Source organism: Arthrobacter sp. SW1 (assembly GCF_001766675.1).
GTDB lineage: Bacteria > Actinomycetota > Actinomycetes > Actinomycetales > Micrococcaceae > Arthrobacter.
Genome location: NZ_MJLT01000005.1, coordinates 1 through 26,607, shown reverse-complemented (window position 1 = coordinate 26,607; position 26,607 = coordinate 1). Strand labels below are relative to the sequence as shown.

At 67.4% G+C, this 26,607-nt stretch carries 29 protein-coding genes and 1 rRNA gene; 23 read left to right on the top strand and 7 right to left on the bottom strand.

What is annotated here, in order from left to right:
• Window positions 1–64: 64 nt before the first annotated feature.
• Window positions 65–1,057 carry a hypothetical protein gene (locus BIU82_RS05085; protein ID WP_070348389.1) on the bottom strand — a complete coding sequence of 331 codons (993 nt, stop codon included), beginning with the start codon at window positions 1,055–1,057 and terminating at the stop codon, window positions 65–67.
• A gap of 236 nt (window positions 1,058–1,293) precedes the next feature.
• Between BIU82_RS05085 and BIU82_RS05080 the strand changes: the two genes are divergently transcribed.
• Window positions 1,294–2,142: a Cof-type HAD-IIB family hydrolase gene (locus BIU82_RS05080; RefSeq protein WP_070348388.1), complete on the top strand. Its 849-nt coding sequence runs from the start codon at window positions 1,294–1,296 to the stop codon at window positions 2,140–2,142.
• A gap of 3 nt (window positions 2,143–2,145) precedes the next feature.
• Here BIU82_RS05080 and BIU82_RS05075 read toward each other — a convergent pair whose 3' ends face one another.
• The 6 genes from BIU82_RS05075 to BIU82_RS05050 all read right to left on the bottom strand — a co-directional run bounded on the left by BIU82_RS05075 (window position 2,146) and on the right by BIU82_RS05050 (window position 6,574).
• A complete protein-coding gene (locus BIU82_RS05075; RefSeq protein ID WP_070348387.1) occupies window positions 2,146–2,745 on the bottom strand; it encodes a hypothetical protein in 600 nt (199 codons plus the stop codon).
• A gap of 72 nt (window positions 2,746–2,817) precedes the next feature.
• A complete protein-coding gene (locus BIU82_RS05070; RefSeq protein ID WP_253182693.1) occupies window positions 2,818–3,378 on the bottom strand; it encodes a hypothetical protein in 561 nt (186 codons plus the stop codon).
• Between the two features lie 58 nt (window positions 3,379–3,436).
• On the bottom strand, window positions 3,437–4,075 hold the full coding sequence (locus tag BIU82_RS05065; protein ID WP_070348385.1) for a hypothetical protein: 639 nt from the start codon (window positions 4,073–4,075) through the stop codon (window positions 3,437–3,439).
• A 30-nt stretch (window positions 4,076–4,105) separates the two neighbouring features.
• Entirely contained in the window at window positions 4,106–4,882 is a 777-nt protein-coding gene (locus tag BIU82_RS05060) for a hypothetical protein (protein WP_070348384.1), read from the bottom strand.
• Entirely contained in the window at window positions 4,879–5,856 is a 978-nt protein-coding gene (locus BIU82_RS05055) for a hypothetical protein (RefSeq protein ID WP_070348383.1), read from the bottom strand. The genes BIU82_RS05060 and BIU82_RS05055 overlap by 4 nt, the downstream gene beginning before the upstream one ends.
• A gap of 229 nt (window positions 5,857–6,085) precedes the next feature.
• On the bottom strand, window positions 6,086–6,574 hold the full coding sequence (locus tag BIU82_RS05050) for an inorganic diphosphatase (protein ID WP_070348382.1): 489 nt from the start codon (window positions 6,572–6,574) through the stop codon (window positions 6,086–6,088).
• 253 nt (window positions 6,575–6,827) lie between these two features.
• On the opposite strand from BIU82_RS05050, the gene dacB reads away from it, so the two are divergent.
• The 22 genes from dacB to BIU82_RS04940 form a co-directional block, all read left to right on the top strand.
• Entirely contained in the window at window positions 6,828–8,183 is a 1,356-nt protein-coding gene (gene dacB / locus BIU82_RS05045; RefSeq protein ID WP_070348465.1) for a D-alanyl-D-alanine carboxypeptidase/D-alanyl-D-alanine-endopeptidase, read from the top strand.
• Window positions 8,174–8,587: a hypothetical protein gene (locus BIU82_RS05040; protein WP_139146512.1), complete on the top strand. Its 414-nt coding sequence runs from the start codon at window positions 8,174–8,176 to the stop codon at window positions 8,585–8,587. The genes dacB and BIU82_RS05040 overlap by 10 nt, the downstream gene beginning before the upstream one ends.
• Window positions 8,588–8,775: 188 nt before the next feature.
• A complete protein-coding gene (locus tag BIU82_RS05035) occupies window positions 8,776–9,924 on the top strand; it encodes a zinc-dependent metalloprotease (protein WP_070348380.1) in 1,149 nt (382 codons plus the stop codon).
• Window positions 9,925–10,013: 89 nt separating this feature from the next.
• Window positions 10,014–11,063, top strand: a complete 1,050-nt coding sequence (tilS, locus tag BIU82_RS05030; protein ID WP_070348464.1) for a tRNA lysidine(34) synthetase TilS — start codon at window positions 10,014–10,016, stop codon at window positions 11,061–11,063.
• Between the two features lie 31 nt (window positions 11,064–11,094).
• A complete protein-coding gene (gene hpt / locus BIU82_RS05025; protein ID WP_070348379.1) occupies window positions 11,095–11,646 on the top strand; it encodes a hypoxanthine phosphoribosyltransferase in 552 nt (183 codons plus the stop codon).
• A gap of 180 nt (window positions 11,647–11,826) precedes the next feature.
• A complete protein-coding gene (locus tag BIU82_RS05020; RefSeq protein WP_070348378.1) occupies window positions 11,827–12,432 on the top strand; it encodes a SipW-dependent-type signal peptide-containing protein in 606 nt (201 codons plus the stop codon).
• A gap of 35 nt (window positions 12,433–12,467) precedes the next feature.
• Window positions 12,468–13,160, top strand: a complete 693-nt coding sequence (locus BIU82_RS05015) for a SipW-dependent-type signal peptide-containing protein (protein WP_171906500.1) — start codon at window positions 12,468–12,470, stop codon at window positions 13,158–13,160.
• The gene (locus BIU82_RS05010) at window positions 13,157–13,759 is read left to right on the top strand and encodes a signal peptidase I (RefSeq protein ID WP_070348377.1); all 603 of its coding nucleotides are present in this window, start codon (window positions 13,157–13,159) and stop codon (window positions 13,757–13,759) included. Before BIU82_RS05015 ends, BIU82_RS05010 begins: the two co-directional genes overlap by 4 nt.
• Window positions 13,737–14,441, top strand: coding sequence for a hypothetical protein (locus BIU82_RS05005; RefSeq protein WP_139146511.1), 705 nt, complete (start codon window positions 13,737–13,739; stop codon window positions 14,439–14,441). Before BIU82_RS05010 ends, BIU82_RS05005 begins: the two co-directional genes overlap by 23 nt.
• Window positions 14,438–14,977 carry a hypothetical protein gene (locus BIU82_RS05000; RefSeq protein WP_070348375.1) on the top strand — a complete coding sequence of 180 codons (540 nt, stop codon included), beginning with the start codon at window positions 14,438–14,440 and terminating at the stop codon, window positions 14,975–14,977. The genes BIU82_RS05005 and BIU82_RS05000 overlap by 4 nt, the downstream gene beginning before the upstream one ends.
• A 161-nt stretch (window positions 14,978–15,138) precedes the next feature.
• The gene (gene ftsH, locus BIU82_RS04995) at window positions 15,139–17,253 is read left to right on the top strand and encodes an ATP-dependent zinc metalloprotease FtsH (protein WP_074466409.1); all 2,115 of its coding nucleotides are present in this window, start codon (window positions 15,139–15,141) and stop codon (window positions 17,251–17,253) included.
• Window positions 17,254–17,308: 55 nt separating this feature from the next.
• Window positions 17,309–17,920, top strand: coding sequence for a GTP cyclohydrolase I FolE (gene folE, locus BIU82_RS04990; RefSeq protein WP_216098996.1), 612 nt, complete (start codon window positions 17,309–17,311; stop codon window positions 17,918–17,920).
• A gap of 7 nt (window positions 17,921–17,927) precedes the next feature.
• Window positions 17,928–18,833, top strand: a complete 906-nt coding sequence (gene folP / locus BIU82_RS04985) for a dihydropteroate synthase (protein ID WP_070348373.1) — start codon at window positions 17,928–17,930, stop codon at window positions 18,831–18,833.
• A 46-nt stretch (window positions 18,834–18,879) separates the two neighbouring features.
• Window positions 18,880–19,272, top strand: coding sequence for a dihydroneopterin aldolase (gene folB / locus BIU82_RS04980; RefSeq protein WP_070348372.1), 393 nt, complete (start codon window positions 18,880–18,882; stop codon window positions 19,270–19,272).
• Window positions 19,269–19,817 carry a 2-amino-4-hydroxy-6-hydroxymethyldihydropteridine diphosphokinase gene (gene folK, locus BIU82_RS04975; protein WP_070348371.1) on the top strand — a complete coding sequence of 183 codons (549 nt, stop codon included), beginning with the start codon at window positions 19,269–19,271 and terminating at the stop codon, window positions 19,815–19,817. Before folB ends, folK begins: the two co-directional genes overlap by 4 nt.
• Complete coding sequence (locus BIU82_RS04970) at window positions 19,814–20,335, top strand: DUF3180 domain-containing protein (protein ID WP_070348370.1); 522 nt, start codon at window positions 19,814–19,816, stop codon at window positions 20,333–20,335. Before folK ends, BIU82_RS04970 begins: the two co-directional genes overlap by 4 nt.
• A complete protein-coding gene (locus tag BIU82_RS04965; RefSeq protein ID WP_070348369.1) occupies window positions 20,316–20,828 on the top strand; it encodes a PH domain-containing protein in 513 nt (170 codons plus the stop codon). Before BIU82_RS04970 ends, BIU82_RS04965 begins: the two co-directional genes overlap by 20 nt.
• Before the next feature lie 13 nt (window positions 20,829–20,841).
• A complete protein-coding gene (locus BIU82_RS04960; protein WP_253182692.1) occupies window positions 20,842–22,365 on the top strand; it encodes a PH domain-containing protein in 1,524 nt (507 codons plus the stop codon).
• Window positions 22,358–23,302 (top strand): DUF2520 domain-containing protein, encoded by a 945-nt coding sequence (locus tag BIU82_RS04955; protein ID WP_070348368.1) that lies wholly within the window; start codon window positions 22,358–22,360, stop codon window positions 23,300–23,302. Before BIU82_RS04960 ends, BIU82_RS04955 begins: the two co-directional genes overlap by 8 nt.
• 2 nt (window positions 23,303–23,304) lie before the next feature.
• Entirely contained in the window at window positions 23,305–24,222 is a 918-nt protein-coding gene (locus BIU82_RS04950) for a pantoate--beta-alanine ligase (protein ID WP_070348367.1), read from the top strand.
• A gap of 116 nt (window positions 24,223–24,338) precedes the next feature.
• A complete protein-coding gene (locus tag BIU82_RS04945) occupies window positions 24,339–25,781 on the top strand; it encodes a DHA2 family efflux MFS transporter permease subunit (protein WP_070348366.1) in 1,443 nt (480 codons plus the stop codon).
• Between the two features lie 752 nt (window positions 25,782–26,533).
• Window positions 26,534–26,607 (top strand): 16S ribosomal RNA (locus tag BIU82_RS04940); the annotation flags it as partial.

Here is a 26,607-nt window from a genome sequence, read left to right as displayed (position 1 = left end):
CCGGACTACGGACTTTTCCCCGCCGTGTTCGGTGTGGATTCGTCCGCAGGCCGGGGATTCTTCGTTAATGCCCGACGGCGGGAAGTCCTGCCGCTGCGAGTTTGCGTTTGAGCCGCTCGGGGTCGTTCGCCGTGGCCCAGTCCCAGCGCACCACGGTGAAGCCGAGTGCCCGGAGGCGGTCCTCGCGCTTCTTCTCGGCCAGCACGGCTTCGCGGCTTGAGTGGCCGTCCAGGTACTCGTCGCGCAGATATTTGGCGTCGCCGTCGAACTCGCCGATCAAGCGGAACTTCCGCCAATGGAAGTCAGTGCGGGCAACAAAGCCGTCGTCATCCTGGAAGCTGGCCTGCAGCTCCGGCGGAGGGAAGCCGAGGGCATGGATCCGGGCACGGCTCAACGACTCTCCGGCCGACCCCGAGCGGGGATCGGCGAAGGCGACCACGGAGGCTACCCAGCGTCGTTTGGCAGCCGACGCCAGCCGTTCTGCCTCGCGGAGAAGCTCAGCCTGGCTGCAGGACTGACCTTTGAACCGTTCAGGGCTTAGGGCGTGATCGGCGAGCACCACTCCCTTTGCGAAATCGGACCGGGCGATGATGTCCACCACCGTGCGGGCCAACGGGGTGACCTGGAATCCCTGGTGGACCACTGTCTCGGCGTCATAGCAATGCCGGAAGACCCCGTATCCGCGGATCTTCTCAAGGCCCGTGCTTTGCGTCGCTGCCTGGAATGCGGCGCTGGTGGTGGGCGCCGACCTGCCTGAGCGGCTCGCCGACGCGCCTGCGAGGTGCACGTGCCCAGGCACGCCGACCAGGTTCAGCCCCCAAACCAGTCCGGCGGATTCGAAACACAGCCGCGGAGCGGACAGTTCCAGGGAGACGGCTTTGACCGTGGCGGCGTAGCGTTCCCACGGTTTCATGGCCAGCCACCCTGCTTTGTCCGCGTAGATTCCCCGCCGGACCCGCACGAGTTCACCCCGTTGGTAGCGCAGGCTGAGGGAACGGATGTCTCCGGTGTTGCGCCGCTGGTCTGAGGCAACAATGAGTGTGGGCGTCGTGGGCATGTACCAAGCCTCGGGCGTCGCTGAGCGGAGCAAAACGTTCCAGGGTGGCTATGTGGACAAATCGGCCAAACAGTTCGTCCCGTCCCTGTGGACTTTTCCCGGCCGTGTTCGGTGTGGATTTGTCCGTGGGCCGGGGATTTTCGTTCCACGCCCCGCGCCAGGTCTTCATCCGCTATTCACCCGGGGCGGACCTCCCGTTCTGGTGACTGTCAGGGGTCTCTGCAACACTAAGGACCATGACTATTTTGACTGACACTTCAGTAGCTGGCATCGATGACCAGCGGAATTCACACCAGAAGCTCATGATCGCGCTGGACGTTGACGGGACCCTCGTGGACCACGACGGCCACATGACCCCCGGCGTCCGCGAGGCCGCCCGGGCAGTGGTCGCGGAGGGGCACGACGTCCTCATCGCCACCGGCCGCTCCCTCAATGCCACGCTGCCCGTGATCGAGCAGATCGGCCTCGAACGCGGCTACGCGGTCTGCTGCAACGGCGGCGTGACCCTGCGCCTGGATCCCGCCCTGGAATCCGGCTACGAGATCATCCACAAGGCCACCTTCGACCCCGCACCGGCGCTCAAGGCACTGCGCGAACGGCTCCCCGCCGCCAAGTACGCCTTGGAGGACGAGGAAGGCAACTTCCTGTCCACGGAGCGCTTCCAGGACGCCAGCTTCGGCGTCGAGGCCGTCGGCGTCGATTTCCAGACCATGCTGGACGCCACCGCCGTCCGCGTCGTGGTCTTCAGCAGCGAGAACACCTCCGAGGAATTTTCCGAGGCCATCCGGCAGGTCGGCCTCTCCGGCGTCACCTACTCGGTGGGCTGGACGGCGTGGCTGGACATCGCCGCGGCCGGGGTCACCAAGGCCAGCGCCCTCGAACAGCTCCGCCACCGGCTCGGCACCCACCCCCGCCACACGCTGGCCATCGGGGACGGCCGCAACGACATCGAAATGCTGGAGTGGGCGGGCCGCGGCGTCGCCATGGGCCAGGCTCCCGAAGAGGTGATCGCCGTGGCGGATGAGGTCACCGCGTCCGTGTACGACGACGGCGCCGCCCGGGTGCTGCGCGGCCTCCTCGGGTAGGGGCTAGCGAACCTCGAGGATCAGCGAGAGGAGCCGCGCCGCGGCGGGCCGGGCTGCGTGTTCCTCGGCCCACTGGGCACGGGCCAGGGCTTTGCTGACGGCCTGGGTGGTGATGCCGAGTTCCTGGGCCACGGCTTTTTGCTGGCCGCGCACTCCGGGAGTCAGCAGGTCCAGGACCCGCCATTCCGCCGCGGTCCGGTGCTGCACGATATGCCCCAGCAGGCGCAGCACGGCCTCGGACTCGGCGGCCAGCGCGGCAACGGGTCCCTCCACCGCGACGGTTACGCGGTCCTTGCCGTTCCGCAGCCTGTCCACGGCCCGCCGCGCGTACACCAGCCCGTGGCCGGAGGCATCCTTGATCTGGTTGGGCAGCGGTTCGTTCACCGGTCCGACGCCGATTCCCACGTACCAGTGCCCGCCGCGCAGGGCGATGAGTGCGGTTTCCACGGCCTGGTGCGGGCAGTCCACGATTCCTTGGATTTCGTCTTCCACAGAGCGGTCGAAGTCCAGCCGCGCAGGGATGTGCCTCAGGTCCTTGAGGAGCTGCGGCACCAGGTCGCCGTCTTTGCGGCTGTCGCGTTGGTTGATGGTCAGCGTGAACATGTGGATCACAGCCTACCGGCAGGTAGCTTTGCGGCAAACGGGAGGAAACACAGGGACACAGGATGGGCCGGTTCAGTCCAGGCTGGTTCGGTGGGTAACCACGACCGGCGGCAATGCACGCGCAGCGACGCCCGCAGCGCCGGGCACCCCGGCGTCGAGCATGGCCTGTTGGATGGCTATCACCAGCGCTGTGGGGTCCTCTTTGCTTTCGAACAGCCAGAACTCTCCGCCCGCGCGGAAAACCAAGGCGTTCGGGCCCGAAACTCCCAGGGACGTTTTCTTTCGCGACTCCAGCAGGCGCGATGGGCTGCTACCTTCAGGCGTTCTGACGGTTTTGATGGTTGCCGCGTCGATGTCTGCCCAGGGGAAGACCTTGGTGGTTTGCTTCTGGGCGATGCGCGTTGCGAGGCCGCCGTCAAACACCAGCAGCTTCCGGAAGCCCATCAGCAGGATCAGGGACCACAGCACCAGGCCGGTGAGCGCGCTGACCAGGACGTATCCCGGAATGTCGCTGAAATAGCCTGGCTCTCGGCTCGAACGCGGCGTGACGAACTGTGCGATCGCTCCGTAGATGAAGCCGACGGCCAGGCAAGGCAGCAGCGCCTTCCAGAAGATCTTTCGCGATATGGCCACATGGCGTAGCTTGCCGAGCCGGGGTTCAAGCCGCTGCTCAGCCCGCCGGACGAGCCAGTTACGACCCCGCATCGGGGCGGCGGCCGTACAAATTGGGCAGGTTCCGGCGCTCCGCATCTGCGGCACGGGCCGCTTCGGTCTCAGCCACGGCTTTCGGATCGGGAATGGGCTGCTGGCCGCGGGCAAGCCCGGACCGCAGATCGATGGCGGCGAATTTCGTGTCGATGCTGTCGCCGCCGCTTCCGCTGAGGGCCGCTCCGATCGCGAGGATGACGTAGACGGGGGCGAAGGACCAGCACACTGCCCGCCAGCCGCCAAGCCACGCCCCGGAGGTGGTGCCGTCCGAGACGCGGACTCCGCGCATGCCCGCGGCGGCGTCCCCCAAACCACCGAAAGCGCCGCAGATCATGCCGTAGCCGAAGAGAACCCCGAACCAGATTGCTGCAATGACGCCATAAAACGCCCCCGTGCTGAACATGAACGTGTAGCCGAGCGTGCCGTTCTGGACGAGGCTGTTGAAAACGGCCATCAGGATCCCGGCTACCGCCATGACCACCAGTGCATCCAGCGTCCGGCCCCAGAAATGTGCCCAACCGCCTTTGCGCACGTAGTAGTTCCCGGTCTCCGTGTACCGCAGGACGGGGCGGCCGGTGACGGCGTCAACCAAGCCGGTACTGCGGGCGTGTTTGCTGCTCATGAATGTCTTTCGGAGTGGAGGGTACAGGCGTCAGGACAGTCCGGCCAGGCTTCCGAAGATCCCCGTCAAGGTCTCGCGGGATGTGCCGCGCAGCTCGAGTGACACCGACTCGCCCTGGGCGCTGGGAGTCAACACCTGCACGCCGGATGGCCCGGTGTAGACGGTGACGGTGGGGAATTCGTCCGAGTCGGTCTTGAACGCCACCACGTTGCTGGCGGCCAGGGTGTCGGCCAGGGCGGTCGGCGCGTGCTCCTCGAATTCCGTCTCGGTGTAGGAAACGGCCTCGGTGTCCTGCGCGGCGGCGCCTTCGGGATCCACAAAGGCGGCCATCCGGCCGGGCAGCGCATCCCGGGAGATAACGGTGAAACCGTGCAGGCCGCCGTCGTCGACTTCTTCCAGCAGCACGCCCTCTGCGTGCGTGTACGCGTACAGCCAGCGCCGGCCGGTGGAAACAGTGCGCTCGATGGAAACAACCGTGTCGCCGCTGCGGCGCAGCGTCAACGCCCCGGTAATGTCATCAACCGCGTGCAGGCGGCTCGGTTCACTTTCACCTTCGAAGATCACGGGGTAGACAAGTTCCTTGGCCAGCAGCCCGCGCAGGGCCACGGCACACATGATGTCCTTGCGTGCCTCCTGGGCGGAGAGCCACGGCAGGGCGACGATCTGCTCGCGCTGGACGCCGTCCAGGGCCACGACTTCTTCGTCCGTGAGCGTGGGGAGGGCGAAGCCTTCGTCCGACGCCCGTCCCAACACCGCCGCCGCGCAGCGCACATCGCGCTCGGTCCAATTGATCGTGTTCGTGGTCATCCGAAAATCCCTCCAACAAACTTTCCGACTGATTTGGCCGCGTTCGTGACCCCATCTGCAACCTTAGTGCCAACGTCCTTGGCGAATCCGGCCACTTCCCTGGCGCCGTCGGCGATGTAGCTGCCGGGGTTCCTGGCGAAGTTCTTGATTGAGTCCCAGTTGTCCGCCACCAGGTTGCCGAGCGCCCAAGCGCCGGCAACAAGTCCGGCGCCGATGACAATCGGTGCGCCGATTGGCCCCAGCAGTGCCGCGCCGCCGGCCGTCATCAGCATGATGCTGCCGACGCCACTCACCACGGAGAGGCCTCCCGCGATCCGGTCTCCCGTTCCGCGCCAACCGTCGTGCTGGGGGTTGATGATGTCGCTGATGCCGCCCACGATGTTCAACGGGGCAGCCAGGGCGCCGGCGATGCGCAGGCCCTTGGAGAACTTCGACGCCTCCTGGAATGCCTGGCTGTAGGGGATGTTGGCCTTCAGGTCGGAGATGACGTCGGTGATCTTGCCGCCGTTGCGGAGCGCATCGAGGGCTTCGCGCAGTACCGTTCCGCCGGCCCGCCAGTTGGTGAGGATCTCCTTGGTCTTGGCGAACTCCTGCCAACCAAGCTTCCCGAGCTTGTACGCCTGCCAGAGCTGGGCTGCAACGTCCTTGACGCCGCTGGCGGTGTCGTAGACGTCCTTGATGACACCCACCGAGCTTTCGCCGCTCTTGTGGCTGGTGAACTCCTGCTGGTTCGCGTGCTTCTTCAGTTCGCTGGCACCGGAACGCAGCATGGACGCCGCCTTGATGATGCTTTGCCGGTGCTTGCCGTTCCATTCGTTCTTGAACGTCGAGGCGTCCTGCCCCTTCCACGCGGTGGTGGAGTTGATCAGCTGGGTCAGCTGGGTGCCCTGCAGGGCGATCGTGTCCGCGGCTTTGCCCATGACTCCTGCGAGCGACCGCAGCTGCGCGACGTCGGCTCCGTAGAACCCTGCCATCCGGATTCCCCCCGTTTCTCCATGTGTTTGCTCAGTTCCCACCAGCCTATGGACCGGCCGGAAACCGCGCGATGGGGAACCCTCCCCATGTGGGCAGCGGCCTAAACGCAGCGGCTTAAAACAGCGACGGCGGCAGTCCAGGTTCACATGGAACCCGGCCTGCCGCCGTCGTGCAAGTCAAGCGAGGTGCAAGACAAACGGTGAAACGGGCGGAAACCGCCCCGGCCGCTTAGTGGCCCTCTGCCTCGAAGCGCTTGATGGAGGCTTCCAGCTCGGCCTCGGCGGCTGCGCGGTCGGCCCAGCCTTCGGCCTTGACCCACTTGCCCGGCTCGAGGTCCTTGTAACGGGTGAAGAAGTGCTCGATTTCCTTGATGAGGAATTCGCTGACGTCCGAGACTTCCTGGATGTGGTCGAAGCGCGGGTCCGCGGGAACGCAGAGGACCTTGGCGTCTCCGCCGCCGTCGTCGGTCATGTTGAAGACGCCGATGGGGCGGGCCTCGACGATCACGCCGGGGTGCAGGTCGAAGTCCTGCAGGAGCACCAGGGCGTCCAGCGGGTCGCCGTCCTCGCCCAGGGTGTTCTCGAAGAAGCCGTAGTGGGTGGGGTACTGCATGGACGTGAACAGGATGCGGTCCAGGCGGACGCGGCCGGTCTCGTGGTCAACTTCGTACTTGACGCGCGATCCCTTCGGGATCTCGATGGTGACGTCATGCTTCATGGAATGCTCCTTGACGGTATTGGCGTGGGCGCGGCAAAAGAACGGCCGGCGCCGCCGACTACTATTGAGGATATAGCGAGAGGTCCAGGTTTCTTGAACCGGGGGACATCCAGGACGTTAAAGGACCACAAGCCACATGAAGGGCCAGAAACAGGGGGCCGCGCCCGAAGTGCGTGGAGAGGCCCGGCGCTCACCCGTCCGCGGGCTCCAGTCGCTGCTCCTCGTTGCGGCGGTCGCGGCGCTTGCCGTGCCCATGGCCGTGAACGTCGCGCCCGCTTTCTTCGCGCCGCAGCAGGCGCCTGCCGCGCAGACCCCGCCGTGGCAGCTCGCTCCGGAACAGCTTTCCTTGCCGGCCGGCGTCGCGCCGCTTGATCCTTCTGCTCCCGTCCCCTCGCCCGCGAAGCTTGGCGCGCTGCTGGATCCGGCCTTGAAGCCCGACGGCGGCGGCACCTTCACCGCGGTGGTCCAGGACGCGTTGAGCGGCGATGTCCTTTACGAGCGCGACGGCGGCAGGAACCGGGTGCCGGCGTCCAACATGAAGCTGCTCACCGCCGTCGCGGCGTTGCGGGCGGCAGGTCCGGAGTCCCGCTTCCGTACGGAGGTCGTGGCAGGTGCGAAGCCTTCCACCGTGGTGCTGCGCGGCGGCGGGGACGTACTGCTGGGCGAAGGTATTTCCGAGCCGGATGAGGTGATGGGCCGCGCCGGCCTGGAGACCTTGGCCGCCGACACCGTGGCGGCCCTGACTGCTCAGGGCGCCAAGGGGCCGCTGACGGTGCAGCTGGACGACTCCCTCTTCACTGGCCCGGCGCTGAACCCGGCGTGGGACCTCGCGGACGTCGCCGCCGGCGAAACCGCGCCGCTGTTCCCGCTGGCCATGCACGGGGGCCGGAATGCGCCCGGAACCACTGGCGGGCCCCGGCCCAAGGACGCCGCGCTGGACGCTGCGCAGGCCTTCGCCCGCAAGCTGCAGGCAGCCGGTGCGCCGAAGGGCATCAAGGTCAGTGCCGCCGTCGTCCGGGCCAAGGCGCCAGCCGATGCCGAGGTGCTGGCCGCCGTCGAATCCGCCACGGTCCGCCAGCAGGTGGACCTCATGCTGGAGACCTCGGACAACTACCTGGCCGAGGTGCTCGGCCGCATGGCCTCGCTCGCGTCCGGCGGGGCGGCAAGCAACGACGGCGCCACGGCAGCTGTGCGGACACAGCTCGGCGAGCTGGGAATCGACACCGCCTCGATGCGGCTGTCCGATGTGTCCGGGCTGTCCCTGGCGAACCAGGTTTCGGCCCGGCAGTTCTCCGAAGTGGTGCGGCTGATTACCTCGGGCCCGGATACGCGGCTGAGGGCTGCGCTCGCCGGTTTCCCGGTGGCCGGCCTGACCGGAACCCTGGACGACCGCTACGGCGACGCCAGCACCGCCGGCGGAGCAGGCCTGGTGCGCGCCAAGACCGGCACCCTGAACTCGGTGATCGCGCTCAGTGGTTACGTGGTGGACGCCGACGGCCGGCTCCTGGTGTTCTCCTTCATCGGCAACGGGCTCACCCCGGGCGCGGCCGGGAACAAGGTGGCGCTGGACCGGGCGGCCTCGGCGCTGGCGTCGTGCGGGTGCCGATGACGGCCCACAGAGACGACGCCGTGCGTCGGTACTTACTGGAAGTCCAGCACGAGGCTGACAAGATTCTTGCGACTTTGCCGGAAGGTATCCACGGCGGGGCAAGCATCGAAGGTGGCCAGGTGTACGTCGACATCCGTGGGCCGAGACTGAAAGCCTTCACCCTGGTGCTCGGCGGCGAGGCGCCGGAAATTGTGTATGACGCCAGCTACATCCAGCTCTGCTTGATCGGTGAAGGTATCGCGGAACAGGTGGAGTTTCTGCAGGAAACCGTCTCTGCCATTGCGGAGTTTCTCCTCAGCGACAGGCTGCCAACCCAACATCACAGCTGGATTCTCAAGCGTCCTTATCTGCTTTTTCCCATGGCTGATGGCACCCAGTGGAGGCTGAGCAAGTTCACAAAGTGACGGTGCGCGTTTTGAGCGCGGGCATTCGGGTTGATCCTGCAGACCAGGTGACGTACGCGGCCTGGAACTCGCCTGATCTGCAGGACGAATGAACCGCAGGGTTTCGTTGCGACGCAGCCTGGCCCCAACCCTCCGCGCGCAGCGAACTTAAAGGACGGTTGTCAGGGGGCTGTGGTGTGATTGGAAGCATGGAGTCCCAGCAGCAAGGCACCACGTCCAAAACCACTGCACAGTCGTCCAAGACCACTGCACAGTCCCTCATCAACTGGGAGCTCGCCGCGTCCACGGCGGCCCGGCTCGCACCGGCGGGCCCGGCCATGAGCCCTTCGGAGATCGGCAAGGCGGTGGAGAGCCTGCGCCGCAGCGCCGATGCCTCGGTGCCGCATGTCCACGAGATCACCGGTATCGAAGCGGCCCGGGACCTGCGTGACTCCCACGTGCTGGTAGTGGACCGTGCTTCCTGGTCCAAGGCGAACACCCAGAGCTTCGCCGTCATGCTCCAGCCCGCGCTGCAGCAGATGCTCGATTCCCGCCGCGGGGCCGCCCTGACCCCGGCCGCGGCCGCCACGAGCGGTGCGATCACCGGCAGCCAGCTCGGCGCCGTCCTCGCGTTCCTCTCCAGCAAGGTCCTGGGCCAGTACGATCCTTTCGCCGCGCTGGCCCCCGAATCCAAGACTCCCGCGGGAGGCCGCCTGCTCCTCGTGGCGCCGAACATCATCTCCGTGGAACGCGAACTCAACGTGGACCCGGAAGACTTCCGCCTCTGGGTCTGCCTGCACGAACAGACGCACCGCGTGCAGTTCGCCGCCGCGCCCTGGTTGCGCCATCACATGCTGGACGAGATCGAAAAGCTCAGCGGCCACCTCCTGGGCAACGTCGATTCCCTCATGGAGCGCGCCGCCGCGGCCGCCCGCTCCCTGCGGGACCGTTCCGCCCCGGGGGACATGCCGCGCCGCGGCGCCATCCTGGACCTGCTCCAGGACCCGGAGGAAAAGGCGTCCCTGTCCCATCTCACGGCGGTCATGAGCCTGCTGGAAGGCCACGCGAACGTGGTGATGGACGCCGTCGACTCCTCCTTGGTTCCGTCGGTCAAGACCATCCGCCAGCGCTTCAACGCCCGCGGCAAGGACCGCGGCGTGATCGAAAAGTTCATCCGCAACCTGCTCGGCCTGGACGCCAAGATGCGCCAGTACAGCGACGGCGCCAAGTTCGTGCGCGCCGTGGTGGCCGTGGCGGGTATGGAAGGCCTCAACAAGGTCTGGGAATCGGCCGAACACCTGCCCACCGAAGAGGAGATCCACGACGCCAAGCTGTGGCTCGAGCGGATGGGGCTGTGAATGAGGGGGCTGGGACGGATCGGCCTGCGGGCAGGGGCCGACGCCGGCCGGGCCGTTTGGCGCCCGTCGTCGGCAAGGCGCGCAACCACCTGAGGGACGCGCTCGCCGCCGCCGGCTACCCGGCCCGGGTGCTGGTCGCCTGCAGCGGCGGCCCCGATTCCCTCGCGCTCGCTGCAGTAGCTGCGTACTTTGCCCGCCGTGGAAATGTGGACGGGCACCCGGTCTCCGTGGCCGCCGTCGTGGTGGACCACCAGCTGCAGCCCGGTTCGGCGGAGATTGCCGCGGAAACCGTCGCTGTGCTGGAGGAACTGGGCCTTTCGCCAGTGCAGCTGCGGGCCGTCGAGGTTGCGTCCACCGGCTTCGGGCCCGAAGCCGCCGCCCGGGATGCCCGCCACGCTGCCCTGGACGCCACGGCGGAAGAGCTCGGCTGCGGTGCGATCCTGCTCGGCCACACCCTGGATGACCAGGCCGAACAGGTGCTCCTTGGCCTGGCCCGCGGTTCCGGCACCCGTTCCCTGGCCGGGATGCGCCCTGCGCGAGGCAAGCTCCTGCGCCCCTTTCTGGGCCTGCGACGTGCGGAAACCCTGGAGATCTGCGCCGCTGAAGACCTCGAGCCGTGGCACGATCCGCACAACACGGACCCCGCGTTCGCCCGCTCCCGGACCCGGGTGGAGGTGATGCCCGTGCTGGAGGAAAAGCTCGGCCCAGGCGTCGCCGAATCGCTCGCACGCACCGCGGCCATCCTGCAGCAGGACGCCGACTTCCTCGAAGACCTCGCCGTCGAACGCTACGCCGCGCTGGTCCGCCGAACGGAAGACGGCGTCTGGCTTCCGGAAGCCGCCGTGCGGGAACTGCCCGCGGCACTCAGGTTCCGGGTGATCGCCAAGGCGGCGTCCGACGTCGGCGGCCAGCAACCGGGGTACGGCCGCCTCCAGGCTGCCGAAGCCCTGCTGCGGCGGCAGGGTTCCGCCGGCCCGGTCCAGCTGCCGGGCAATGTCAGCGTGTACCGGCTCTCGCTCGCCGGGCAGGCCGAGGAGAAGCGGGCACAGGAAGCGCTCTCTGTGCAGGCCGGTGTTCCCCGCGAAGCGGACGGCTGTGGGAAGCTAGTATTCCGGCATCACAAAACGCCCCAGCACTAGCCGCAGACCCGCATCAACACAGGAGCCATTGGTGGATTCAAACGACGTCCAGGCAGACCTCAAGCACGTTCTCTACACCAAAGAGCAGATCCAGCAGCGGATCACTGAACTCGCAGCGCAGATCGACAAGGATTACGAGGGCCGCGAGCTCCTGATCGTGGGCGTCCTCAAGGGCGCCGTCATGGTCATGGCGGACCTGGCCCGTGCCCTGCACAGCCACGTCAGCATGGACTGGATGGCTGTCTCCTCCTACGGCTCCGGGACCCAGTCCTCGGGCGTGGTGCGCATCCTCAAGGACCTTGATACGGACCTCATGGGCAAGGACGTGCTGATCGTCGAGGACATCATCGACTCCGGCCTGACCCTTTCCTGGCTCAAGACCAACCTCGAGTCCCGCGGCACGGCCTCCGTGGAAATCTGCACCGCCTTCCGCAAGCCGGATGCCGCCAAGGTGGAGCTGGACGTCAAGTACATCGGCTACGACCTCCCCAACGAATTCGTGGTCGGTTACGGCCTGGACTACGCCGAGAAGTACCGCAACCTCGAGTTTGTCGGCACCCTCGCACCGCACGTTTACGAGTAATCCGCAGGCCGCCCGCCAAAGGCGGCACCACAGTCAAGGAGGCTGCTTCCCTTTTCCGGGAGGCAGCCTTCACTTATTGGCGTCCTTGTGCGTACCCTGAAGCCCTGTTGTGCCCCGCTTGGCTGCGTGCAAGCGCTTCGCGGGGGACTGCTTCACATACGCAAAATAGGGGGAAACGCAGTGACAGAGCAAACAACACGTACCCGGGCCCGCGGCAAGGTCCGCGCCTTCCTGGCCGGCGGCCTGGTGCTCGGTGTGGGTGCCACGGTGGTTCTCGCGGCCTGGAACGATTCCGAGTTCGGAACCGGAACCTTCACGGCAGGCACTTTCAACATGCAGGGCAGCACGGACGGCACCACCTACGCCGACCACGCCGCGGCACCCGGCGCCACCCTGCCCTTCACCGTCAATCCGGCCAACCTCGCGCCGGGGGATACCGTCTACGCACCGTTCGCCGTGCGCCTGGCAGCGAACACCTCCACGGGTGCCACCGTCACCGTCAACGGGGCCACCGCCGGCGGCAGCGTCGCCAACCTGAGCTACCAGCTGCTCCAGACCACCAGCTTCGGCTGCTCCGCGGACACGACGGGAACCGAACTCGTGGCCGCCGGAACCGCATTGGACGGCGCCCTCAGCGGTGTGACCTTCGACCTCGCGGCCGGTTCGCCCGTGACCGACCCTGGCCAGGCCGCCTTCCTGTGCTTCAAAGTCACTGCAGGTGCCGGACTCGTCCAAGGCCAGACCGGCACGGCCACCTGGGAGCTCGCGGCAGCGTCCACCTCCTGAGCACGGCTCCTGGATCTCCCATGACGGAGCCTGCCATGACCGATATGGGGAACACCCCTCCTTCCGCGCGACGTGCTGCCCGTCGGCGTTCCGCGCGCCGTAATCCTGCGCGCCGTGCCGCGCAGCGCCACCTGCTGCTCCGCGTCCGCGCCCTGCTGGCCGGCGGGCTGGTGCTGGGCGTGGGCGGAACCATGACCCTCGCCGCGTGGAACGATTCGGAATTCGCGGCCGGAACGTTCACGGCCAGTTCCTTCGCTTTGCAGTCGTCCACGAATTCCGGCGGTGCGTGGCAGGACCACGGCACTGCGGCGACTGCCGCCGTCATGTCCTTCAACGCCGCGGGGATGTCCCCCGGGTCAACCAACTACGCAAGCCTCTGGGTCCGGACAACGTCCGGCTCGGTGGCGGGCACCCTCGCCCTCCAGGGTGGGCAGCCGGTCCAGGGCGGGAGCGCCGCGCTGTTTGCCGCCCTGGACTACCGCGTGGTCCGGTACGGCTCCGGTGCGTGCGACGCCGGCCAGTTCGGCGCCGGGGCCACCTACCTGGTGGGCACGGCGGCGTCGAAGGCAGCCCTCGGCACTGCAGGATCCACCACAGCCGTGGCGGCAAACGCGGGCAGCCCGGTGCAGCTGTGCTTCGAAATCACCATGAAGGCCACCGCGGACAATTCCCTGCAGGGAAGCAGCGCCGGGGCCACCTGGGAAATCCGGGGGACGTCGGACTCATGACGGCGCAGCCTGCGGCACGGCACTTACGGGGGAGCGGCGCCGGCTCGGATGCCCGACGGGGAGCGTCCGCCGTCGTCCGCGACGTCCTGCTGAATGTCGCGGCAGCGGGCGGGGCACTGTGCATCCTGGTCACCCTGGCCGCCGTCTTCTTCCACGTGTCGCTCATCATGTTCAAGACCGGTTCCATGGCGCCGGCCATTCCAGCTGGATCGCTGGCCGTGGTGCGTGAAGTGCCCGTGTCCGAGGTGAAAACCGGCGACGTCGTCACCGTTGAACGCCAGGGAAAGCTTCCGGTCACGCATCGGGTTACTTCGGTCCGGCTTGGCGAGGACGGAACCGGCACCCTCACCATGAAGGGCGACGCCAATCCGGTGGAGGACCCCGCGCCGTACACGGTGTCGACCGTCCGCACCGTGCTCTGGTCCGCACCCGGATTGGCGCAATGGGTGGCGCAGGCGTCCAACCCGTTCGTGCTGGGCGGGGTGACCCTCAGCGTCGCGGGGCTGGTCACCTGGGTGCTGTGGCCTAGAGATGAGGGGCCCAGGGATGAAGGGCCTAGGGATGAAGGACCCATGGATGAAGAGGCCGGCGATGCGTAGCCGGACGCTCAAAGGGCTCGCCCTGGCGCTGCTGCTGACGTCCCTGGCGCAGGCTCCTGCGACGGCGGAAACCGGCGCCGGGCCCGACCTCCTGCTGGAAAACCGCGGGCAACCGCCTGCCGTGCTGGTGCCCGGATCCACCAGTACCTGGACCCTCGGCGTGACGACCGTGGGCGTCGAAGCCGGCGCCTTGTCCCTGCGGCTGAGCGGCGCCGGGCCGCTCACGGACGCCATGCCGCCGGGCCATGTGACCGTCCAGGTCAGCGCCTGCCCGGGGCGCTGGACCGCGGACTCCTGCCCCGCGGGAGAAACCGCCGTCATCCCGCGCACCTCCCTCGGCTCCCTTGACGGAACCGCCCGCAGCCTGGCCGAACCCGGCGGCCGCATCCCCGCCGGCGTCGAGCTCCGCATCGCGGTGACCCTGTCTCCGGCGGCCGGCAACGAGGTCCAGGGACTCAGCGCGCAGCTGACTGCCCGCGTTGACGCCGCTGAGGCAGCCGGACAAACGGGTCCCGACGGCGGCACCCCGCCCGGCGGGAAGGTGCCCGACGGCGGCCTTCCGGATACCGGATGGCGGCTCGGCGCTTTGGCCCTGCTCGGCGCCGCCGCGGCAGCTGCCGGGATCGCGGCAGCGGCGTTCGCACGGCGGATGGCGCCCGCACCAGGAAAGGTCCAGGCATGAGCCCGCGGCCGCCGTCGGGCAGCTACGCGTGGAGGCGGGCAAAAACGGTGCTCGCCGCCGGGGCGCTGGCATTCCTGCTTGCACTTCCCGCAGCGAACGGCGGCACGTTGGCCGCCTGGACGGATTCGGAGTTCGGGCGCGGCTCCTTCGCGGCCGCCACCATCCAGCGCCCTGTCATCACCTCCTGCACTTTGGCCCCGGGAACACTCGGCGCGAACCCGGTGATCACGCTGAAATGGCGTTTCCCGGCGGGCAGCAGTTACGCGATCCCCGCGAACGTGAACTACTACGTGGCGAAGGACGGCCTGCTGACGAACCTCACGTCCGTTCTGCTGGGCTCGGAGCTGACCACCACCGGGCCGCTCGCGGGGGAGTACACCACCCAGTTCAAGTCCGGATTGCTCGGCGGCCTGCTGGGCGGTTCCTACGGGGTCTATGTTCAAACGAAAGACGGTTCAGGCTGGACCTCCACGCTGGCGGAAGCCAAGGCATCCATGGGTGCTTTGGGCGCCAACCCAAGCTGTACGGTGTCCTGATGGCGGCCTGCCCGGCCTGTACGCCCAGAGGGAACTTTTGCCTCCGTCTATGCGTGAATTACTCGGAACGGTGTAAAGCTAGAACTGTCGCAGCACCGCACGCGCACTGAAGCTGCGCCGTACAGCACTACCAGGAGGGACGGGGCCTGGCCCCGGAATAGATGAAAGCTAAGAGTTTCTTCAAGGGCCCGGGCATCTGGATTGTCGTCGTGGTCGCCTTGCTCCTGGTGGCCTTTGCAACCCTGGCACCCGGCGGATCCACCAGGATCGACACGGACCGCGGCCTCTCGCTCCTCGCCGAAGGCGGCAAGGTGGAGCAGGCCAAGATCTTCGACGCGGAAAACCGCGTGGACCTGGTGCTGAAGGACAACCTGGTCATCGACGGCCAGGACAAGGGCAAGAATGTCCAGTTCTTCTACGTGAACCCGCGCGGTGCGGACGTCGTCAAGGCCGTCACCAACGCCAAGCCCAGCAAGGGCTTCACCGACCAGCCCGTCGAGAACAACTGGTTCTCCGGGCTGTTCTCCCTCCTGATTCCAGTGCTGCTGCTCGGCCTGCTCTTCTGGTTCCTGCTCTCCCGCATGCAGGGCGGCGGCTCCAAGGTCATGCAGTTCGGCAAGTCCCGGGCCAAGATGATCAGCAAGGACATGCCGCAGGTGACTTTCGCCGATGTGGCCGGTGCGGACGAAGCCGTGGAGGAACTGCAGGAGATCAAGGAATTCCTGCAGGAGCCGGGCAAGTTCCAGGCCGTGGGCGCCAAGATCCCCAAAGGCGTGCTGCTGTACGGCCCTCCCGGTACCGGCAAGACCCTCCTGGCCCGCGCAGTCGCCGGCGAAGCCGGGGTGCCGTTCTTCTCGATTTCCGGTTCTGACTTCGTGGAAATGTTTGTCGGCGTGGGGGCGTCCCGTGTCCGTGACCTTTTCGAGCAGGCCAAGGCAAATAGCCCGGCCATCATCTTCGTTGACGAGATCGACGCCGTCGGCCGCCACCGCGGCGCCGGCATCGGCGGCGGCAACGACGAACGCGAACAGACCCTCAACCAGATGCTCGTCGAGATGGACGGCTTCGACGCCAAGACCAACGTCATCATGATCGCGGCCACCAACCGGCCGGACATCCTGGACCCGGCCCTGCTGCGCCCGGGCCGTTTCGACCGCCAGATTTCCGTGGACGCCCCGGACCGCCTGGGCCGCGAACACATCCTGCAGGTGCACGCGAAGGGCAAGCCGTTGGCTCCCGGCGTCGACCTGAACGCCGTCGCGAAGAAGACACCCGGCTACACCGGAGCGGACCTCGCGAACGTGCTGAACGAGGCCGCCCTGCTGACCGCGCGCTCCAACGCCCAGCTCATCGACGACCGCGCCCTCGACGAAGGCATCGACCGCGTCATGGGCGGCCCGCAGAAGCGCAGCCGCGTCCAGAAGGAACACGACCGCAAGCTCACCGCCTACCACGAAGGCGGCCACGCCCTCGTGGCAGCGGCGCTGCACAACGCCCCGCCCGTCACCAAGGTGACCATCCTGCCGCGCGGCCGCGCCGGCGGCTACACCATGGTGGTTCCGGACGAGGACCCGCAGGGTTATACCCGCAACGAGCTCCTGGACCGCATGGCCTGGGCCATGGGCGGCCGCGTTGCCGAGGAAATCGTCTTCCACGACCCCACCACGGGCGCTTCGAATGACATCGAGCAGGCCACCAGCACGGCCCGCCGCATGGTCACCGAGCTCGGCATGAGCGAGAAAGTGGGCACCATCAAGGTCAGCGGCGGCGACTCCGATCCGCTGAGCGGACGCGGCAGCCAGGGTTCCGCTCCGATCATCTCCAACCAGCTGGCCGCCCTGATTGATGACGAAGTGCGTCGCCTCCTGGATGAAGCGCATGACGAGGCGTACCAGATCCTCACGGAGAACCGCGACATCCTGGACCAGATCGCCCTGGAACTGCTGGAACGCGAAACCATCAACCAGGCCGACGTCGAACGCCTCACCGCGGGCGTCCGCAAGCCGGTGGTCCGGCCCATCTGGCTCTCCAAGGAGACCCGCCCCGTCCAGCACATCGCCCCGGTCCTGTCCTCCCGCGAACGTGCCCAGCTCGCTGCGGAAGCGGCCGCCCGGGCCGCCGCCGGCGAAGACGGGGAAGGTGAGCTCCTGCCTCCGGCGCTGGCCCATCCGGCGGCGGAACGGCCCTACGACAGCGGGGTTCCCGGACACGAATCCCAGCGTCCCTCGGGCCAGAGTGAACCCGAGGCGGGCACCGACGTCGCACATCACGGCTAAGCTTTCTGCTGTGACTCACTTCGACGACGACGACTTCAGTGGTGCCTTCGGCGTGGTGTCCGCCGGTGATTCCGGCGGCTCCCACGGCCATGGCAAGCACTCCAAGGTAGACCGCCCCCGCATCGAGGCCGCCGTGCGCGAGATCCTGCTCGCCGTGGGCGAGGACCCGGACCGTGGGGGCCTGCTGGATACGCCCAAGCGCGTTGCCAAGGCATACGCCGAAGTCTTCGCCGGCCTGCACCAGGATCCGGCGGACGTCCTGTCCACCACCTTCGACCTGGACCACGAGGAACTCGTGCTGGTCAAGGACATCCCGTTCTACTCCACCTGTGAACACCACCTGGTGCCGTTCCACGGCGTGGCCCACGTCGGTTACATTCCGTCGCATGACGGCAAGGTGACGGGCCTGAGCAAGCTGGCCCGCTTGGTGGACATCTTCGCCCGCCGCCCGCAGGTGCAGGAACGGCTCACCACGCAGATCGTCGAGGCGCTCGTTGAGCACCTCAACCCCCGCGGCGCGATCGTCGTCGTCGAATGCGAACACATGTGCATGTCCATGCGCGGCATCCGCAAACCCGGCGCCAAGACCGTCACCAGCGCGGTGCGCGGTCAACTCCATGACCCGGCCACCCGCGCCGAAGCCATGAGCCTCATACTCGGAAGGTAAAAAGACCATGGATTCCCTCGCAGCAGCACCCGGAACAGGACCCGCCACCAGCCCCCTGCCGATCCTCCGCAAACCACGTGCGGCGGCCCGCTTCGAGGACCTGCCGGCAGACCGCACCGTGGTCATGGGGATCCTGAACGTCACCCCCGATTCGTTCAGCGACGGCGGCAAGCACCCGACGCCGGACACCGCCATCGCGCACGGCCTGCGGATGTTCTACGCGGGCGCGGACATCATCGACGTCGGCGGGGAATCCACCCGCCCTGGCGCGGAAGCCGTCAGCCCCGAGGAAGAGCAGCGCCGGGTCCTGCCGGTCATCCAGGCGCTGGTCAAGGCCGGGGCCCTGGTCAGCATCGATACCACGCACGCGTCCACCGCGGCGGCTGCGCTGGATGCCGGTGCCGCGATCATCAACGATGTCTCCGGCCTGAGCATCGAGCCCGGAATGGCCGAGCTCGTTGCCGCGAGCAAGGCGAAGTACATCCTCACGCACCGCCGCGGCGATGCCGAGACCATGGACAGCCTGGCCGAATACGGCAACGTGGTGGACGAGGTCATCGAGGAACTCGAAGGCGTCCGCGGCAAGCTGTACGCAGCGGGCGTCTCGCCGGAGCAGATCATCGTGGACCCGGGCCTGGGCTTCTCGAAGAACGAGGCCCAGAACTGGGAACTCCTCAAGCACATCGGCAAGCTGGACTCGCTGGGCCACCCGATCCTGGTGGGGGCTTCCCGCAAGCGTTTCCTGGGCAGCCTGCTGACCGTCGCCGGCAAGGCCGCCGCCCCCGAGGAGCGGGACCACGCCACCGCAGCCATCACCGCGATCAGCGCCGCCCGCGGCATCTGGGGCGTGCGCGTGCACGACGTCGGACCGAGCCTTGACGCGGTCAAGGTCGCCGCACGCGTCCGGCACTAAGCCGCATCCGCACCGAAGTTATCCGCACTGATTTAGGGGAAGTGGTTTGGACAAGATCACCCTGACGGGCGTCACCGCCGTCGGGCATCACGGAGTGTTCGACTTTGAACGCCGCGAAGGCCAGCCCTTCGTGGTGGACGCGGTGCTGCACTGTGATTTTTCCAAGGCCGTCGAAACCGACGAGATCGGGCACACCGCGCACTACGGCGAGGTAGCGAATTTCATCGTCTCCGAAATCACCGGCGAACCGCTCAACCTCATCGAAGGCCTGGCGGTGCGGATCGCCGAAGGGATCCTTGCCGGATTCCCGGTTGCCGCCGTCGACGTCACCGTCCACAAGCCCAAGGCGCCCATCGAGGTGCCGTTCGGCGACGTGACGGTCAGCGTCCACCGCAGCCGGGCCACCGGCATCATCGGCACCGTCGGAGCCGGCAGATGAGTGACACTACCAAGGCCATCCTGGCGCTCGGCAGCAACCTGGGCGAGCGGAACGACACCTTGTCCACCGCCGTCGCGGACCTGGTGGACCGCCCGGAGGTCCGGCTGCTCGGGGTGTCCCCGATCGTGCAGACCAAGCCCGTGGGCGGGCCGGAGGGCCAGCCGGATTTCCTCAACATGGTGATCGCCGTGGAGACCACCCTCGGTCCCCGCGAACTCCTGCAGCACTGCCACGACGTCGAACAGAAGCACCACCGTGTCCGTGAGGTCCGCTGGGGCCCGCGCACGCTGGACGTGGACATCATCACCTACGGCGATCTGCGCAGCGACGACGAGGAACTGACGCTTCCGCATCCGCGCGCGGCGGAGCGTGCCTTCGTGCTCTTCCCGTGGGCCCAGCTCGAGCCGGCCGCGCGGCTCAACGGCGAAAGCGTGGCGGAGCTGGCGCTCAAGGCGGCGGACTTCCACGGCCTGCGTCCCTTTGACGGCTTCGACGACGCCGACGGTGTCGCGGGCAGCGCCACCACCGGGACGGGGTCCGCATGAAAGCCATGCGCCCGCTGGTCCTGGTGATCATCGCCGTCGTGCTTACGGCGGCGGGTTGGCTGACCGTCATCGCCACCAACCGCTACGGCCTGGCCACCCCCGTGCTTCCGGCGTCGGCACTGGTCACCATGGGCATCATCGCCGCCATCACCCTCGTCATGGGCATCCGGGTGCTGCGCTGGCGCAACGGCAAGAAGAAGTCCCTGCTGAACCCGATCCTTGCCGCCCGCACCTTGGTCCTGGCCCAGGCCTGCGCCTACGTGGGCACGGTGCTGCTGGGCTGGCACGCGGGAATCGTGGTGGAGCAGCTGCGCATCTGGAACCTCCGCAGCGATCAGCCCATCCTGTGGCTCGCGCTGGTCATGGGCGGCGGCGGGCTGGCCATGATCGTGGTGGGCCTGGTGGTGGAGCGCTTCTGCCGCATCCCTCCGGAGGACCTCGAAGGGGGAACCGGAGCCCCGGGGCCGCGGCGCGGCGACGCCAAGGGCGAAGGTGAGTATGCCTACCACCGCGATTGATCCGCCCGGCATTGAGTGGCAGCGCGTCTCGCCGAAGTACGTGACCGTCTGCCTGGTGGGCTGGGCCGCGGGCAACCTCCTGTTCACCGCTTTGCTCAGCCTGCCGCTCGTGTTCGTACTGCTTGGGTGGTGGGAGTGGCCGCCTCTGTGGCTGGCCATCGCTGTTCCGGCGGCCATGCTCGTGCTTGCCCTGTGGCGGCTGGTCCTGATCCCGCGCCAGGTCCGGGCCATCGGGTACGCCGAACGGGACGACGACCTCCTCATCCGCCGCGGCATCTTCTTCCAGCGCACCATGGTGGTGCCGTACGGACGGATGCAGTATGTGGATGTCGCCGTGGGTCCGGTGGAACGCGCCCTGGGCCTGTGCACGCTGAAACTGCACACGGCCTCGCCTGGAACGAACGCCTTGCTGCCCGGGCTCCCCGCCGCGGAAGGTGCCCGCCTCCGCGAACAACTCACGGCCCGCGGCGAAGCGCGGCTGGCCGGCCTGTGAGCCGGTGGACGCTGTGAACTCAAGCCCGGAACAGCCAGCGGTCGACGCCGGCTGGCACCGCGTGCACCCGGCGTCGCCGTTCGTGCGGGGCTGGGTGGCGCTGGTCGCCGTCGTGGTTTTCTTCGGACGGGACATCTTCGAGCGCGCGCTGCAAGGCCGCGAACTGATCGACCACGGCCTCAACGGGCGTGTTCTGTGGCTCCTGGCCGGCGGCGCCGCGGTGCTGCTGGTCACCGTGGCGGGCTTCATCCTCAGCTGGTACTTCACCCGCTACCAGCTCAGCGAGGGCTACGTGCGGGTCAACTCAGGCTTCATCTTCAAGCAGCAGCGCCAGGCCCGCCTGGACCGGGTGCAGGCCATCGACATCGTCCAGCCCCTGCTGGCCCGGATCTTCGGCCTCGCCGAGCTCAAGTTCGAGGTGGCCGACGCCGGCGAATCGGCCGTGAGCCTGGCGTACCTGCCGCTGGGGGAGGCGAAGCAGCTGCGCGCCACCATCCTGGGGCGGGCGGCCGGCATCGCGCCGGGCCCGGGCCCCGCTTCGGAAACCGGGACCGAAGCGGCACCCCTTCCCGAAGCGCCCGAACACGTGGTCCTCAGCGTCCCGCACGGCCGGCTGGTGGGTTCGCTGCTGCTGAGCGAACAGAGCTTGTTCGTGGTCCTCGGCGCGATCGCTTCCGTAGTGGTCTCGGTGCTGACGGAGTCCGGGGCGGTCATGCTCTACCTCATTCCGGCGATGCTTGGCCTGGCCGCCGCGTACTGGAAGTCCTTCAACAAGGGCTTCAACTTCACCTCTGCCATCTCGCCGGACGGCATCCGGCTGCGTTACGGCCTGCTGGACACCCAGGCGCAGACCGTCCCGCCGGGCAGGATCCAGGCCCTGAAGGTCAGCCAGTCACCGCTGTGGCGCATCTTCGGCTGGTACCGCATCCAGGTGAATGTCGCGGGTTACGGCGGCAGCGCAGGCAACGAGAACGCGGCCCGCACCACCCTGCTCCCCGTGGGAACCCTGAATGACGTCATGCTGGCGCTCTCCCTGGTCCTGCCCGATCCCGGCACCGCGGATCCCGTGCGGGTGTTCACGGCGGCGCTCAACGGCCTGGATTCTGACGCCGGATTCACCATCACGCCGCGCCGCGCCCGCCTGATTGCCCCGCTGGGTTGGCGGCGCAACGGTTTCCTGGCCACCGGTACCGCGCTGCTGCTGCGTTCGGGCCGCTGGTGGCGGCAGCTCGTGCTCGTCCCGCACCAGCGCACCCAGTCCATGGCGTTGAGCCAAGGGCCGCTCGCGCGCCGCTTCGGGGTCGCCGACCTCGTGCTGCACACCACCGCCGGTCCCGTGGTCCCGCGATTGATCCAGGCCGACGTCGACGAGGCGGTCGCGCTGTTCGACCAGCAGGCGGCGCGGGCCAGGGAAGCCCGCAAGCGCCAGACCAGCGAACAATGGCTGGCCGAAATTTCGCGGGCAGGCTCCCTGCCGGTGCCCGCCACGGCTCCGGTTAACGACACACCACCCCAGGAGGAACCCCATCATGGCTAGGCCCGGACGACTCGGCATCGGAATCATCGGCGCCGGCAAGGTGGGTGCGGTGCTCGGTGCCGCACTGCGCGCGGCCGAACACGCCGTCGTCGGGGTATCCGCCGTTTCGGAGGACAGCCGGGAGCGTGCCGAAACGCTGCTCCCGGGCGTCCCCGTCCTGGAGGTCCAGGAGATCGTGGAACGCGCTGAACTGGTGCTCCTCGCCGTGCCGGACGACGCCCTCGGCGGGCTGGTCGAGGGCCTGGCCAAGCTCGGCGCCTGGCAGCCCGGCCAGCTGGTGGCGCACACCTCGGGGCGTTACGGCGTCGGAATCCTGCAGCCCGTGCGCGCAGCCGGCGCAATCCCGCTGGCACTGCACCCGGCCATGACGTTCACCGGCATGAGCCTGGACCTGACCCGCCTGCAGGACTGCACTTTCGGGGTCACGGCGGACGCGGCCATGCTCCCGATCGCCCAGGCCCTCGTGATGGAGATGGGCGCCGAACCCGTCGTCATCGCCGAGGCAGACCGCACCATCTACCACGCGGCCCTCGCCCACAGTGCCAACCACATGGCCACCCTCGTGGCGCAGGGCTCGCAGCTGCTGCGGGAGATCGGCGTCGAACAGCCGGAGAACCTCCTCGGCCCGTTGCTGCGCGCCACCCTCGAAAACGCCCTCGCCTCGGGTGAATCCGCGCTGACCGGGCCCGTGGTCCGGGGCGATTCCGGGACCGTCGCCGGGCACGTCGAGGCACTTCGCGAGCACGACGCCGGCAGCGGCGGCGATATCCTGTCCGCATACCTCGCGATGGCACGCGCTACAGCAACGCGCGCCGCGCGACGCGGGCTGCTCAACGACCGGCAGCTCAGCGGAATCGACGCCGCCCTCGACGCCCGGAACCCGGGCGGCAACGGCACTGGCAGCAACGGAACTGCGGACACCCCGGAAGGCAACTGAACATGGCAATCAAGCTCGTCACCACCGCTGCGGAACTGCGCGCCGAAAGCGCCCGGCTCCTCAAGGAAAAGGGCGGCAACTCGTTTGGTTTCGTTCCCACCATGGGCGCCCTGCATTCCGGGCACGCCACCCTCGCGCGCATCGCCGTGGCCGCGAACGACGTCACCGCCGTCTCGATCTTCGTCAACCCGCTGCAGTTCGGCGACGCCGTTGACCTGGACCGCTACCCCCGGACCCTCGACGCCGACATGCAGCTCCTCGACGCCGAAGGCGTGGACCTCGTGTTCGCCCCTTCCGTGGACGAGGTCTACCCGGACGGCCAGCCTCTGGTCCGCGTGACCTCGGGTCCGCTGGGCGAAAAGTGGGAGGGCGCCTCGCGTCCGGGCCATTTCGACGGCGCCCTCACTGTCGTCGCGAAACTGCTGCACTACGCCCTTCCGCTCTGTGCCTTGCCGGGCGGTTCTGCGGCCGACGGCGGTGCTGCCGCCTACCGCGCCTACTTCGGCCAGAAGGATGCCCAGCAGCTCGCGCTCGTGCGCCGCATGGTGGCTGACCTGAACTTCCCCGTGGAGATCGTCCCCGTTCCTACAGTGCGTGCCGAAGACGGCTTGGCGCTGTCCAGCCGCAACCGCTTCCTCAGCGACGACGAACGCGAGGCCGCGCTGGTCCTTTCCCGTGCGCTCCGCCTGCTGGAGCAGCGAGCCAACGCGCACGAACCGCTCGACCTGCCGTCCGCCGTCGCGCTTGTCCGTTCCCAGCCGCTGGTGGAACTGGACTATTTCGACGTCGTCGATCCGCGCACGCTGGAGCCGCTTGCCGAGAACTGCCAGGACACGCCCTTCCGCGGCGAAGGCCTGGCGATCATCGCCGCCAAGGTGGGGCCGGTGCGGCTGATCGACAACATTCCGCTCAATTCCTGAGGTGAACTTTGGGTTTTCCTGCTGACGGGAATGCCGGAGCGGCCTAGACTGTTTCAGTTTTCACCGGTTGATCTCCGGCCGACTCCACACTCGAAGCACCCATTTGGGGGACCCTCTTGTCTACCGACATTACGTCCGACTCCCACGGCAATCCCGTGCAGAACACCACTACCACCACTACTGAGAAGATGCCCCGTGAATCCGTCACGGTCATCATCACTCTCCTTGTCGCCACCTTCGTGGTGATCCTGAACGAAACCATCATGAACGTCGCCCTGCAGCGGCTCATGACCGATCTCAAGGTTGACGCTCCGACTGTCCAGTGGCTGTCCACCGGCTTCATGCTGACCATGGCCGTGGTCATTCCGACCACGGGCTTCATCCTGCAGCGCCTCACCACCCGGGCGGCGTTCCTGCTGGCGATGGGCCTGTTCAGCGGCGGCACCCTGCTGGCTGCCCTGGCACCCGGGTTCGTGGTGCTCCTGCTGGCACGCATTGTGCAGGCCAGCGGCACGGCCATCATGCTGCCCTTGCTGATGACCACCATCCTCACCCTGGTTCCGCTGTCGCGCCGCGGCGCCGTGATGGGCAACGTGAGCATCGCCATTTCGGTGGCTCCGGCGCTCGGCCCCACGGTCTCCGGCATCATCCTGGACCACTTCTCCTGGCGCTTCATGTTCATCTTCGTGCTGCCCGTTGCCCTTGCGGCCTTGGGCATCGGCGCACGCTACCTGAGCAACGTGGGTGAGCAGGGTTCCATCAAGCTGGACTTCCTCTCCGTGCTCCTCACCGTCCCTGCTTTCGGCGGCGTGGTGTACGGCCTGAGCCAGATCGGTGGCGGCGGTGGCGGTTCGGTGCCGCTGCTGGCACTGGCCATCGGCATCGTCTGCATGGTGGTGTTCGTGCTGCGCCAGCTCAAGCTGCAGAAGGCCGATACCCCGCTGCTGGACCTCCGCGCCTTCAACTTCCGCATGTTCACCGTGTCCACCCTGCTCATGGTGGTGGCCATGATGGCACTCTTCGGCGGGGTCATCCTGCTGCCGCTGTACCTGCAGAACGTGCTCGAGCTGCAGCCCATGGAAACCGGCCTGGCCCTGCTCCCGGGTGGCCTTGCCATGGGCCTCCTGGGCCCGGTGATCGGCCGGATCTTCGACAAGGTGGGACCGCTGCCGCTGACGGTCAGCGGCTCGGTGCTGATGGTCTTGACCCTGTGGCAGTTCAGCGTGCTCAACCAGTCCAGCCAGCTGTGGTGGGTGGTTGTCCTGCACGTCGTGCTCAGCTTCGGCCTCGCCCTGCTGTTCACGCCGGCCTTCACCACCGGCCTGAATCCGCTGCCGCCGCATCTGTACTCGCACGGCTCCGCGATCATGAGCACGCTCCAGCAGGTGGCCGGCGCCGCCGGCACTGCGCTGCTCATCTCGATCTTCGCGGTCGTGTCCGCGGCTTCCGGCTTTGTCGCCGGCATGCAGGCGGCATTCCTTACGGCGGCGGTCATTGCGCTTGCCGCCGTGGTGCTGTCCGCGATGATGCGCAAGACCGAAGGTGCCGCCGCGCACTAGGCGCGCCTTTCCCTCAAAGTGCCCGACGGCGCCGTGCCACCTTCCGGTGGGGCGGCGCCGTTGTGTGTACCCGGGTGTGCTTGCCGGCGTAGTTTGAGCGTCCCGTCCCCGCCGCACATGTCCTCTGCACCCGGCTTGCAGTGGACAGAGTGCTGTTGTGCGCGTTTTCCGGACCGAGGGGTGGACATGTTCCGGTGGTGTGACGTGCTTCATAGAGCGGGTTTTCGCGCAGGATCGGGCGCCGGGAAGCGCATATTCCCCGGAATCATGCGGGATTCCGGGGTGGGTGAAGGACGTGCAGGGTGATTTGCCCGGGGTGTTCAAAGGGGTGTAATGTTTTCTGAGTCGCCGCCGCTGAAGCGGAAAAATTGCGACCGACTCCCTTTCAAACGGAAACCAGATTGCTGGTTCGCTTTATTGCGTCCGGCCTGGTCCCGGGAGTCCTGGATGGTTTGATCCGTGTGTGTTTCCGGGAAATCGGAAGTTGCGCCGGGGTGGATGGTCTGGTAAGTTTGAAAAGTTGCTCCGGAGCGATCCTGGACCGGTTGGTTTGGGTGGTACTGCTTTGGAATAGTGACCTGTTGTTTGAGAACTCAATAGTGTGCCAAGTTTGTTGATACCGATTTTTTATTGAATTGGTTAGGCGCCAGGTTGTCCACCCCCGTGGATGGTTTGGTGTTTTTAGCTGGTTTCAGATTTTGTGCAGCCATTCGGCCTTCTTTTTCCGGGGGTTGGTGGTTGTGTCTGTTTTTTTGACGGAGAGTTTGATCCTGGCTCAGGATGAACGCTGGCGGCGTGCTTAACACATGCAAGTCGAACGATGAAG